7 protein-coding genes are annotated in these 12823 nt (G+C 58.8%); 3 read left to right on the top strand and 4 right to left on the bottom strand.

The window, feature by feature from the left end; translation table 11 throughout:
* Positions 1-16 precede the first annotated feature (16 nt).
* Positions 17-2524, bottom strand: coding sequence for a leucine--tRNA ligase (leuS, locus tag UM93_RS04820; protein WP_045074019.1), 2508 nt, complete (start codon positions 2522-2524; stop codon positions 17-19).
* 344 nt (positions 2525-2868) lie between these two features.
* Here leuS and UM93_RS04815 point away from each other — a divergent pair, with 344 nt between their 5' ends.
* Positions 2869-6321, top strand: a complete 3453-nt coding sequence (locus UM93_RS04815; RefSeq protein WP_045074018.1) for a bifunctional proline dehydrogenase/L-glutamate gamma-semialdehyde dehydrogenase — start codon at positions 2869-2871, stop codon at positions 6319-6321.
* A gap of 176 nt (positions 6322-6497) precedes the next feature.
* Positions 6498-7538, top strand: coding sequence for a PDDEXK family nuclease (locus UM93_RS04810; RefSeq protein WP_052663628.1), 1041 nt, complete (start codon positions 6498-6500; stop codon positions 7536-7538).
* A 73-nt stretch (positions 7539-7611) separates the two neighbouring features.
* On the opposite strand, the gene glpK is transcribed toward UM93_RS04810, so the two are convergent.
* From glpK to UM93_RS04795, 3 genes are all read right to left on the bottom strand, one after another.
* Positions 7612-9126: a glycerol kinase GlpK gene (gene glpK / locus UM93_RS04805; protein WP_045074016.1), complete on the bottom strand. Its 1515-nt coding sequence runs from the start codon at positions 9124-9126 to the stop codon at positions 7612-7614.
* A 44-nt stretch (positions 9127-9170) separates the two neighbouring features.
* A complete protein-coding gene (locus tag UM93_RS04800; RefSeq protein ID WP_045074015.1) occupies positions 9171-9923 on the bottom strand; it encodes an MIP/aquaporin family protein in 753 nt (250 codons plus the stop codon).
* Between the two features lie 81 nt (positions 9924-10004).
* Complete coding sequence (locus tag UM93_RS04795; protein ID WP_045074013.1) at positions 10005-11762, bottom strand: glycerol-3-phosphate dehydrogenase/oxidase; 1758 nt, start codon at positions 11760-11762, stop codon at positions 10005-10007.
* Between the two features lie 73 nt (positions 11763-11835).
* Here UM93_RS04795 and UM93_RS04790 point away from each other — a divergent pair, with 73 nt between their 5' ends.
* Positions 11836-12822, top strand: a complete 987-nt coding sequence (locus UM93_RS04790; protein WP_045074012.1) for a sugar-binding transcriptional regulator — start codon at positions 11836-11838, stop codon at positions 12820-12822.
* Position 12823: the final 1 nt, after the last annotated feature.

The raw sequence follows: 12823 nt of genomic DNA, 5'->3' as shown, positions 1-12823 counted from the left end.
GCTCAAAACTTGGCGCCTATGCCGGAACGATATTGACGAGCTTGGGTGCCCGCACGATAACCGTGCGAATCTCCCGACCGGCGAGAAACTTCTGCACATTTTCGGAGGCCAAAGCCAACTCCCGCAGTTGCTCCTCGTCAATGTCAGGGGTGACTTCCAAGCGTTCGCGTACCTTGCCCTGCACTTGCACCACGGCGGTCACAGTCGACTCAACTAGCAGTGCTGGATCCACTGTCGGCCAGGAGGCGCGAGCTACGAAGTCCGAATGCCCCAGTTGTTCCCACATATCGTCTGCAGTGTAGGGCGCAAACAGGCTTAACAGGATGGTCACCGCTTCGGCGGCTTCACGGGCCGCTGGATCAGCGGCTCCGGCGCCTGAGTCGATTGCCTTCCGGGTGGCGTTCACCAGTTCCATAATCTTGGCGATAACGACATTGAACTTATGTGCGTCCAACAGTTCGGCCGCCTCGGCCACAGTTCGATGCGTCACCGAACGCAAGGCAGAATCTCCCTGCCTCGGGTCACTATCCACTGGACTAGAAACGTCCTGAGCCAAGCGCCAGGCTCGAGCCAAGAACTTCGCCGAAGCGCCAGGCGAAACATCCGCCCAGTCCACATCGTCCTCGGGCGGCGAGGCAAAAATCATTGTCAGTCGAACCGCGTCGACACCGAATTTATCCAGTTGCTCCGACAAATCAATGCCATTGCCCAGCGACTTGCTCATCGCCTTTCCGCCATTGATTACCTGGCCCTGGTTCAGCAGCGCTCCGAAGGGCTCCTGCGCACTAACCATGCCTAAGTCAAAAAGCACCTTCATAAAGAACCTGCTGTACAGCAGATGTAGGATCGCGTGCTCGACGCCACCGACGTACTGCGCCACTGGCATCCAGTTTTTGGCAGCTTCTGGCTCGAACGGCAGGTTCTCATTCTGGGCTGAGATATAGCGCAAGAAGTACCACGAAGAGTCCACGAAGGTGTCCATGGTGTCGGTATCGCGCTGCGCCGTACCGCCACACTTCGGGCAGCTGACATTGACCCAATCCTGCGCAGCGGCCAAGGGTGAAGTACCCTTCGGCGCCAGGTCTTCACCACGCAGATTCTCCGGCAAACGCACCGGCAGCTGATCGTCTGGTACCGGCACTTCACCACATTCGGCGCAGTGAATGATCGGGATCGGCGCACCCCAGAAGCGCTGGCGGCTCAACAGCCAGTCACGTAAACGGTAGTTAATGGTTTTTTTGCCGCTCTGCGCAGTTTCCAGCAACTCGATGGCCGCCGGAATCCCTTCCGCCTTGCTCAGTCCATCAAGGCTGCCTGAATTGATCAGCGTGCCTTCACCCACCGTGGCTACTCCGGAAACAGCTGGATCGTCTTCACCGGTATCCACTACTACCCGCACCGGCAGCCCAAAGGCACGGGCAAAGTCCAAATCGCGTTGATCGTGCGCTGGCACCGCCATTACTGCGCCGGTGCCATAATCGGCCAGCACATAATCAGCCGCCCAGATCGGCATCCGTTCCCCGGAAAGCGGGTTGATCGCATAACGTCCCAAGAAGACGCCAGTCTTTTCCCGTTCGGTAGCTTGCCGCTCAATCTCGGAGAGCTTCTTAACGTCTTCCTGATAGGCGCGCAGTTGCTCCCGGTGCTCATCACTCACCAGCTCACCAGCCAGCTCCGCATCGGCTGCAACCACGAAGAAGGTAGTGCCGTAAATGGTGTCCGGCCGCGTGGTGAAAACGGTGATCTTCCGATCCAGACCCTCAATTTCGAAGTCCACATGCGCGCCGGCGGAGCGGCCAATCCAGTTCCGCTGCATGGCCAGCACTCGCTCCGGCCAGTGACCTTTGAGCGGTTCCATATCGTCCAGCAGCCGATCAGCATAATCAGTGATCTTGAAGTACCACTGATTCAAGCTCTTCTTGGTCACTGGGGTGCCACAACGCTCGCAGGCGCCATTGACTACCTGTTCATTGGCCAGCACGGTCTGGTCTTTGGGGCACCAGTTAACCGGTGAATTCTTCCGGTATGCCAAACCCTGCTGATAAAAACGCAGGAACAGCCACTGCGTCCAGCGATAGTATTCCGGATCGGAGGTGTGCAACTCACGTGACCAGTCCACCGCGATCGCGTAGCGCTTGAACGAGGTCGCCTGGGTCTCGATATTGGCGTAAGTCCACTCCGCCGGGTGCGCATTGCGCTTGATTGCAGCGTTCTCCGCGGGCAGTCCAAAGGAGTCCCAGCCGATTGGGTGCAGCACGTCAAAGCCCTGCAACTTCAGGTAACGAGCAACGACGTCGCCCATCGCGAACGCCTCGGCATGACCCATGTGCAGATCACCGGAAGGATAAGGGAACATATCCAGCACATAGCGCCGCTCTTTTGAGCCGTCGTCGACCGGTTCAAAGAGCTTCGCTTCCTCCCACCGCGGCAGCCACTTCGCCTCCATCGATGCGACATCATAGCTCTTGGCTGTATCGTCGACCGGTTGAGTGACTGACTGCTGGCTCTCTGTCTGCTGGCCCATGGCCCTGCCTTCCCTGACTAAAAACTTTCCGCCAAACGTGGACATACAAAAGCCCCTCGTGGCGCGCTAACACCGGGCAAGGGGCAAACCGTACAGCGAACTAAAACTACCGCTGCACGGCTATCTAAGCAGTCCAAAACGTTGGCGGAAGAAATGCATAGCTCAACTTTAGCGCATTCTGTTCACCGCTCTGATGGTATCTGGTCAAAAACACCCCGTAAGGGGCGATATTCTTATCTTGAATGCTTCAGGCATTCGTGCCGAGGAGGAGTGCTCCCACGGCCGATCGGCCACCCGTCAACCCTAAAATCACGGCTGGCCCGTCATTTGATAGGTCTTCTCATATGCCTCAAATGTTTGCTCCAGTAAACCCACGCCCCGCAGAAATCGCCGACGACGCCGTCGCTCTGGTTCGAAAATGGCTGGAAACACCAGTTTCCGATTCAGCCAAAAAAGCGGCTAGTTCCGCTGCCCTGCTGGCCGAAGTACTTAAAGACCAAAATGGTCTTGACTTCACCATCGGTTTCGTGGATCGGGTGGTGCGGCCCGAAGATCTCGGCGTCGCCGCCCGCAATCTCGCCCTGCTAGCCCGCAGCACACCCAAATTCCTCCCTTGGTACATGAAAGCTGGCGTGCGGATCGGCGGGGCCTTCGCACCGTTGCTGCCCTGGGCCGTGGTGCCGGTAGCCCGGGCCATTCTCCGCCAGATGGTCGCCCACTTGATCGTGGATGCCCGCCCCCGCCAGCTCGGCCAATCGATCGCCAAGCTCAAGCACGATCACACCCGACTCAATATCAACCTGCTCGGCGAAGCGGTGCTGGGTGATAAAGAAGCCGATGCTCGATTGGCAGGTACCAAAGAGCTGCTCAACCGCCCCGATGTGGACTACGTCTCGATCAAAGTGTCCTCGGTGGTCGCCCAGATCAATATGTGGGCGTTCGAAGAGAGCGTGCAAAAGATCACCGAGCGCTTGGTACCGCTTTATCTGGACGCTGCGTCCTCGGCCGAACCCAAGTTCATTAACTTGGACATGGAGGAATACCACGATCTCGATCTCACCGTTGCTGTTTTCAAGCGCATCCTTGATCGTCCGGAACTACGCACCCTAGAAGCCGGCATTGTTTTGCAGGCTTATCTGCCCGATGCCCTGGGCGCTTTGCAAGACCTGACCGAATGGTCCAAAGCCCGCCGCGCCGCCGGTGGAGCGGGAATCAAGGTCCGTCTAGTCAAGGGCGCGAACCTGGCGATGGAGAAGGTCGACGCAGCCATGCACGGCTGGGAACTCGCTACGGTAGCCTCCAAGCAGGACGCCGACACTAACTACAAACGCTGCCTGGACTGGGCGCTCCAACCCGAGAACACCGACGCAGTGCGGCTTGGGGTCGCCGGGCACAATCTTTTCGATATTGCCTTCGCTCACCTGCTGGCTGAGCAGCGCGGTGTCTCCGGACAGATCGAATTCGAAATGTTGCTCGGTATGGCCGAGGATCAGGCTGACGCGGTGCGCCAGGACGTTGGCTCACTGCTGCTCTACACCCCGGTGGTCAAGCCGCAGCAGTTCGATGTGGCCATCAGCTACCTGATCCGACGGCTGGAAGAGAACGCCAGCCAGGAAAACTTCATGTCTGCCGTCTTCGAGCTGACCTCGAACCCGCAGCTATTGGAGCGTGAGACTCAGCGCTTCCTAGCCTCGCTGGCTGAGCTCGACGCCGAGGTACCGGAACCCAACCGTCGGCAGCAAACTGACCGGGCGCCACAGTTGCCTGCGAGCGGCTTTGCGAATGCCGATGACTCTGATTCCTCGCTGCCGAATGTTCGGGCCTGGGGCCGCGAAGTTCTCGCTAAGGTGCCAGCGTCAAAGCTTGGTGTCGATTTAGTGAGCAGCGCTGCTTTTGATAGCAATGAAGCGGTTGACGTACTGATTGAGCGAGCTCTTGCGGCGCAGGCCGAGTGGGCTGCCCAGGGCGGCGAAGGCCGGGCTGCGCTGCTGCGACGCGCCGCCATCGAACTCTCCAAACGACGCGGCCAGCTTATCGAAGTTGCCGCTAGTGAGACCGGTAAGACGCTAGCCGAGGGCGACGTCGAAATCAGCGAGGCGATTGACTTCGCCAACTACTACGCGCTGAGCGCCACCAAGCTAGAGCAGGTTCAGGGCGCGACCTTCGTGCCCTCGAAACTTACCGTGGTGACGCCGCCGTGGAACTTCCCGATCGCAATCACCGCCGGGTCAATCCTGGCTCCGCTGGCCGCCGGCAGCACCGTGATCGTCAAACCCGCGCCGCAGGCAAAGCGCTGTGCTGCAGAAGTCGTCGAGGCGCTCTGGGCGGCGGGTATTTCCAAGGACGTGCTGATCTTCGCTGATGTGGCTGAAGGCCCCATTGGCCAACACCTGATCTCACACCCTTCCGTTGACCGAGTGATTCTGACCGGCGCCTACGAAACTGCGAAATTGTTCCGCTCCTGGCGGTCGGATTTGCCGTTGTTAGCTGAGACTAGTGGCAAGAACGCCATCATCGTCACCCCTAGCGCCGATCTCGATGTAGCTGCCAAGGACGTGGTGAAGTCAGCTTTCGGGCATGCAGGGCAGAAGTGCTCGGCGGCTTCATTGGTGATTTTGGTGGGCTCGGTGGCTGATTCAGACCGTTTCCGGAACCAGTTGGTTGATGCTGCATCATCCCTTAAAGTCGGGTTCCCAGACAATCCCGAAACCGAGATGGGCCCGATTATCGAACCCGCGGCTGGAAAGCTGAAGACCGCGTTGACCACCTTGGGCGAAGGTGAATCATGGCTGGTAGAGCCCCACAAGCTCGACGTCGAAGGTCGGCTCTACTCCCCCGGCGTGCGCACCGGGGTACAGCCCAATAGTTACTACCACCTGACCGAGTTCTTCGGCCCGGTGCTGGGTATTATGACCGCTAAGAACCTGGAAGAGGCGATCGAACTGCAGAACGCCTCGGCCTACGGTCTGACCGCAGGTTTGCACACGATGGACGCCGCCGAACTCAGCCTTTGGCTGGAAAAAGTCCAGGCTGGCAATCTATACGTGAACCGCGGTATCACCGGCGCAATCGTGCAGCGTCAGCCCTTCGGTGGCTGGAAGCGTTCGTCGGTGGGCGCTGGTGCTAAGGCTGGTGGGCCGAACTACTTGGTACACCTGGGTTCCTGGCAACCTGCTGTGATCGAGGGCGAGCGGACCGCGCCGCTGCGTCCCGCCGTCGAGCAGGCGCTCAAGGCTGTATCGGCCGAGCTCTCTGGTGAGGAAACGGCATTCTTGAACCGTGCTGTAATTGACGATCAGCTGCAGTGGTCGGCCGAGTTCGGTGTAGCCAAGGATGTCTCGGCGCTTGGCGTCGAGCGGAACGTGTTCCGTTACCTGCCGCTGCCGGTTGAGGTCCGTTGGGTTGCTGACTCCGCTGCTGCGATGCTGCGAGTGGTGGCCGCCGGTCACCGAGCGGGTAGCAAGCTGACCGTCTCGCTGGCCACCGAGCCGAGCACACCGGTGCGGAATGCGCTGACTCAGCTCGGCGTCGCGGCCTCGGTTGAGGACCAAGCTGCCTGGGCTAATCGAGTCGCAGCCAGAGGCGCCGTCCGAGTGCGTTTGGTGGGCGACGTCGACCGCGCGGCCGAGCAAGCCCTGCTGAGCGCGAGCGAAGGGAGCCCGGACATCGCGATCTACGCGGGCCCGGTGACCGAGGCTGGCCGGGTTGAATTGCTACCGTTCCTGCACGAACAGGCCATCGCAATCACCGCGCACCGCTTCGGCAACCCAGACAATATCTCCCACACGGTGTTCTAAGCCCCGACTTCTCCCCGCGAGTTCGCGGTTAAGTCTCGGATTCGCCAGTAATTACTAGCGAATCCGAGACAAAGTAACGAACTCGCGGGGGGCGGGGGGACAAGCTCGCAGCGGATTATCCACAATGGTGTTCAGCGCTATGGCATCCCGTTAGGTTCAAGGGGAAACTCTTCCTCATGAATCAGCAACCGCCAGCCCAGCAATTTGCCCCACGCCCTCCGGTCCACGGTACAAAGCATCATGATCAGCGTGGCGAACTTCGGCTACGGAATCGACGACTTCTGCTCGATGATCGCTGGCCCTCTGAAGAACTTCAAACCAGGCCTCAGCTCAATGAAGCAGGGATTAATCATCTGCTATTGGATGAGTTTTTAGATCTCGGATTGGTGACAAGAGTCCGCAGCGGCGTCTATCTGAGGACTGAAGTCTGGAAAAACACCCAGTCTTGGGAACGCGCGGATCTACAGCTTTCTGCACATTCCCTGCTCGCACCGGGTCACTATCTTTACACTCATCAGAGCGCTGCTCGTCTGCATGGCTTGCGGACCTGGGGACTGGACCAACGGATTCACGTCAACCTGCCTTACCGGTGGTCTCGAGACGGCTTTGCCGCTGATCTGGTTTCGCACTATTCAGTGGTCTCACCGAATGAGGAACGTCTGGTGATCAATAACAGCAATCAGGTCTTCAGGGTCACTTCGCTGGAACGCACGGTGACCGATTGTGCCAGAGTGCTTGGATTCGAACGCGCGGTGGTGATTGGCGATCATGCCTTGCGAGAAGGAGCCAATCTGACACAGATGAACACGATGCTTGCAAAAACGCCGGGAAGTCGCGGTGTACGTCGCGCCCGCGCTGTGCTGGCAGCTCTCGATCCACGTTCCGAATCAGTGGGCGAGTCCCGCACTAGGCTGCTTCTCAGTACCTTGAACATCGAACAACCGGATCCCCAGCTGGTGATCGAGACTAACTCAGGCAGTTTCCGAGCTGACTTCGGTTGGCGCGAGGCCAAGGTGATCCTGGAATTCGACGGCAAGAACAAATACTTCGACTTCTCCCCCACCGAGGACGTAATTTTCCAAGAGCGACGCCGCGAAAAAGCCCTGGTCGCGGCTGGCTGGCGGGTGATCCGGATCGAATGGACGGATCTGGACCGTCCCGTTGAGCTTCGCCGCCGGTTGGTAGCTGCCTTAAACAAGCGCGAGTTCGCGGTCTAGTCTCGGTTTCGCCAGTAATTACTAGCGAAACCGAGACTAGACAACGAACTCAGCGGTAGAAACTGTCCGAATGCTAGCGGACGTCCTCGTCTACCCAGTCCATCGACTTGGTGACTGCCTTCTTCCAGAGCCGCAGCTGGCGGTCCCGTTCGGAGGCTTCCATTTGCGGTTCCCAACGCTTGTCTTCAGCCCAGTTCGAGGAAAGTTCCCCAAGGCCATTCCAGAACCCAACGGCCAAGCCAGCAGCGTAAGCCGCCCCCAGCGCAGTGGTTTCGGTGACCTTCGGACGAATCACCGGAACCCCGAGGATATCGGCTTGGAACTGCATTAGCGCATCGTTGGCGACCATACCGCCGTCGACCTTCAGCTCGGTCAACGGAACGCCAGAATCGGCGTTCACCGCATCCAGCACCTCACGGGTCTGGAACGCAGTCGCTTCCAAAGCTGCCCGAGCGATGTGGTTGCGATTAACATAACGAGTCATGCCAACAATGGCGCCGCGAGCATCAGAACGCCAGTACGGTGCAAATAAGCCCGAGAACGCCGGGACAATGTAGACCCCGCCGTTATCCTCTACCGCAGCAGCCAATTCCTCGACCTCAGGAGCGGTGGAGATCATCCCCAGGTTGTCACGCAGCCACTGAATCAGTGAGCCGGCGACGGCGATCGACCCTTCCAGCGCGTAGTGCGTCGGAGCGTCACCCAGCTTGTAACCGACAGTGGTGAGCAGTCCGTTCTTGGAACGGACGATCTCTTCGGCCGTGTTGAAGATCAGGAAGCAACCAGTGCCGTAGGTGTTCTTCGCCTCGCCCGCCTCGAAAGCAGCCTGCCCGAAGGTCGCGGCTTGCTGATCGCCGAGGATGCCCGCGACCGGAACTTCGCGGAGCAATTGCGAGGTGTGCACAGTGCCATAGACCTCGGAGGAGGATTTGATCGCGGGCAGCATCGAGGCTGGCACGCCAAAGGCGTCCAGAATTGACTGATCCCAGGAAAGCGTCTCCAGATCCATAAACATGGTGCGTGAGGCGTTGGTGACATCGGTGATGTGCACACCGCCGTCGACGCCGCCGGTCAGGTTCCAGGTAACCCAGGAGTCGGTGTTGCCGAAGAGCAAGTCCCCAGCCTCAGCCCGCTCACGCGCGCCCTCGACATTGTCCAGGATCCACTTGATCTTGGTTCCGGAGAAGTAGGTCGCCAGCGGCAAGCCAACTTTGTCTTTGAAGCGGTCTACTCCGCCGTCGGCAGCCAGCTGATCCACGATGTCCTGGGTGCGGGTGTCTTGCCAGACAATCGCGTTGTACACCGGCTCACCGGTGTTTTTGTCCCAGACCACAGCGGTCTCACGCTGATTAGTGATGCCAACCGCGGCAATATCGTGCCTGGTCAGATTTGCCTTGGAAAGCGCGCTGCCAATCACTTCACGGGTGTTGTCCCAGATCTCGGTCGCATTGTGCTCAACCCAGCCTGCCTTCGGGAAGATCTGCTCGTGCTCTTTCTGACCGGTGGAGACGATGTTGCCATCGTGGTCAAAGACAATTGCTCGGCTCGAGGTGGTGCCTTGGTCAATCGCTATTACGTACTGCGGCATGATGAACTCCTTTGTCGATGCCTGTGAGTGCGGAGATTACTGGCTTATTTGACCCAAACTGACACCAGCGGGGCGGCCACGGCGGCAATCGCACCACCGATGAGCGGGCCAACCACCGGAATCCAGGAATAGCTCCAGTCGCTTGAGCCCTTGCCCTTGATCGGCAGGAAGGCGTGCGCGATACGCGGGCCGAGGTCACGAGCAGGGTTAATGGCGTAACCGGTGGGACCACCGAGCGAAGCGCCAATGCCAACCACCAAGAGCGCGACGGCGAGCGGGCCAAGGCCGCTGGGCGTACCGGCGAAGAGGATCACCACGAAGACCAGCACGAAGGTAGCGATGATTTCGGTGACAAGGTTCCAACCGGTGTTTCGAATAGCCGGGCCGGTGGAGAATACACCAAGCTTGTTCGCCGGTTCCGGTTCAGCGTCGAAGTGCTGCTTATAGGCTAGCCAGCACACTACTGCGCCAATAATGGCACCGAGCAATTGGGCCAGAATGTACAGGCCGATGGTGCCGATATTGATATCCACGCCGGGCACGAACTCGTGCTTGCCCTGCATCAGATTATTGATTGCAACACCGACGGTCACGGCAGGGTTCAAGTGCGCCCCGGACTTGAAGGCGACGTAGACGCCGGCGAAGACGCCGAGGCCCCAGCCGAAGTTGACCATCAATGTACCGCCAGCGTTGCCCTTCGTCCCCTTGAGGGCAACATTGGCGACAACGCCGGTTCCCAATAGGATCAGTACGGCGGTGCCAAGTAATTCGGAGAGAAATATCTCCATAAGATTCATCGTCTTTGACTCCTCAATAGGAATGTTCAACCGATTCCGAGCGAAAACCGGCGTTCTTGATGTTTAGGCCCCCAACTGCCTTTAAGCCACCAAGCTTTGTACCTGGACCCGATGATAGTGATCCAGGACAAACTCTGCGTGCCGGATTTCGAAGTCGACTCTTTCCTCGTTCCAGTCCAGTGGACCACGCAGAGCGGACGCCAGTTCGGCGAGCAACTCCTCGGTCACCAGGCCCCGGAAAGCCAAAGAGGTTCTTCTAATCAGCACATCGACCAAATGGCCGACTTGTTCGTGTGACGCGATATATGCCACTTCGCGCACACTTAGTTCATGAGTCGAATCTAATACCTTGTCCTCGCCTGCCTCAAGGTATTCGATCACTTGATTTGCTCGCGAACCATAGCGAGTCAGCAACACCAAGGCCCGTTCGGCATCGATTTGCTCGCTGGTGTGGTCCAGGATCCAACGTTCGACGGCCGCTTCGGTAGCGGGGAAATCAACACCACCGCCAATCGGCAGCTTCGCGGTGGAAACCTTGCGCTGCTTCCCCAGCAAAGCCAGCACGTCGTTGGTCAGATGCTCGCTCAAAGCACGGAAAGTTGTCCATTTGCCGCCCACCAGGCTGAGCACTGGGATCTGACGTCCGGCCACCGAACGATCGGCGCGCTCAATCCGGTAATCGCGGGAGACAAAACCGGGCTGGGTGGCGTCGTGTTTAGGTAGCGGGCGGACGCCGGAGAAGGAGTAGACGATCTGCTCGCGCGCCACTTCAATGCTCGGGAAGACATGGCCGATCAAATCGAAGAAGTAGTCAATCTCTTCTTCGGTGCAGACGGCATCTTCACGCATATCGGCGTCGACGTCGGTGGTGCCGACCAGCACCCGGTCCCCCATCGGGTAAATCAACACAATCCGGCCGTCAGTGTGCTCGAAGAAGATCTCCCGGCCAGCGCAGGCCGCCAAAAGCTCGGGGTGTTCAAGCACAATATGCGAGCCCTTGGTGCCGCCCATAAAGGAACTCGCAGCACCCATCGCAGCGTTTGTTTCGTCGACCCAGGCACCGGTGGTGTTAACGATCAGATCCGGGGTGAAGCTGAAACTGTCACCGGTCAATTGATCCACTAGCTCGACGCCGTCCGCCGAGATGCTGTTGACCGCCAGGTAATTACTGGCTCGGGCCCGAGATTCCTCGGCACTCAGACCGGCCTGCTCACCGTCTCGCAGCACGTCCAGAGTGAGCCGCTCGGGATTGTGCACCGAGGCGTCGAAATAGGTGGCCGCGTACTTGATTCCTGAATTCAGTTTCGGCAGGGTCTGCAGGGCTTTCTTGCGGCCCTGGAACTGGTGACGCGGCACGCTGCCGCCGTCGCGAGAGAAAGAATCGTAAAGGCTCAGCCCCAGTTTGATCAGGAACGCACCGCGCTCCTTCGGCTTGCCCTGCTGCTTATGCGTGAGGAAGCGCAGCGGGGCGTTGAGCACACCGGAAACGGTGGAGAAGATCGGAATGGTCGTTTTTAGCGGTTTGACATAGTGAGGGGCAATTTTGAGCAGGCCATTACGCTCCTGAACCGATTCTTTGACCAGTCTAAACTCGCCGTTTTCCAGATAGCGGATACCGCCGTGAATCATATGCGAGGAGGCGCCGGAGGCACCTTGGCAGTAGTCGCCGCGCTCCACTAGGGCCACATCGACGCCCTGCAGGGCTAAATCGCGGAAAGTGCCGACACCATTGATGCCGCCGCCAATGACTAGAACCTGGGCTCGCGGGCGTTGCCGAAGAGCTCGAACATTCTCTCGCTCACTACTCGAAGGAACCACTGTGTTCTGCTGCTGCGTCATACGTTCTATTCTTTAAGTAACGTGAAAATTCAGTCAAGCTAAATGCACAAACGTGCAGAATGGTGATGAGACGATGCCCCGTCAGCAATCCTTGAATAATTCTGACAGTCTGCGGGCCGCCCAGATGTACTACCTGCAAGACCAGACAATGGACGCTATCGCCCACGAACTGCATACCTCCCGCTCAACCGTCTCACGGCTGCTCTCGGCCGCTCGTAACAGCGGACTGGTGCAGATTCAGATCCGTTCACCCCGTGAGAGAACTCCTGAATTGGAGCGTGAAATCCGCAAAAGGTTCGGTGTCGACGCGCATGTTGTGCCGGTACCGGACACGCTCAACGAAGGTGAGGTTCTGGAACGGGTGGCCCTGCAAGCCGCTCGGACCATCACCCCGCTGGTGGATTCAAATGCGATTATCGGGGTGGCCTGGGGTTCCACCCTGAGCGCGGTGAGCCGCCATCTGCGGCAGAAATCCACTCACGATTGCACAATCGTGCAACTCAACGGTGCGGGCAATACCCGTACCAGCGGTATTACTTACGCCTCCGAAATCCTGCGCCGCTTCGGTCAGGCTTATAGCGCGAAGGTCGAGCAATTCCCGGTACCCGCCTTCTTTGACCGACCTGAAACCCGAGTAGCGATGTGGCAAGAACGCAGCGTGCAGCGCGTGCTGCGGTTACAAGAACGAATGACTATGACCGTCTTCGGCGTCGGCTCCACCGACGCCGACGTGCCCAGTCACGTCTACACCGGCGGTTATTTGGATGAGACCGATTTGGACGAGTTGGCGGCTAGCTCGGTGGTCGGCGACGTCGCCACAGTGTTTTTCCGAGCCGATGGCAGCGACAACGGGATCGCGTTGAACGCTCGCTCCTCGGGCCCGCCATTAGCTCTGTTACGCAATGTTCGGCGTAGGATCTGCGTGGTCTCAGGGGTATCAAAGATCAACGGACTACGCGGCGCATTAGCGGCCGGCCTAGCCACCGAACTCATTCTGGATGAAGCGACGGCGCGCCGCCTGGTGGAAGATAGTGCCACCGAGCTACCCACCAACCGGTAAA

It is taken from the genome of Psychromicrobium lacuslunae, from assembly GCF_000950575.1.
In the GTDB taxonomy this organism is placed as follows: domain Bacteria; phylum Actinomycetota; class Actinomycetes; order Actinomycetales; family Micrococcaceae; genus Renibacterium; species Renibacterium lacuslunae.
The sequence above is the reverse complement of the archived record's forward strand: the minus strand, read 5'-3'. Positions and strand labels throughout refer to the sequence as shown.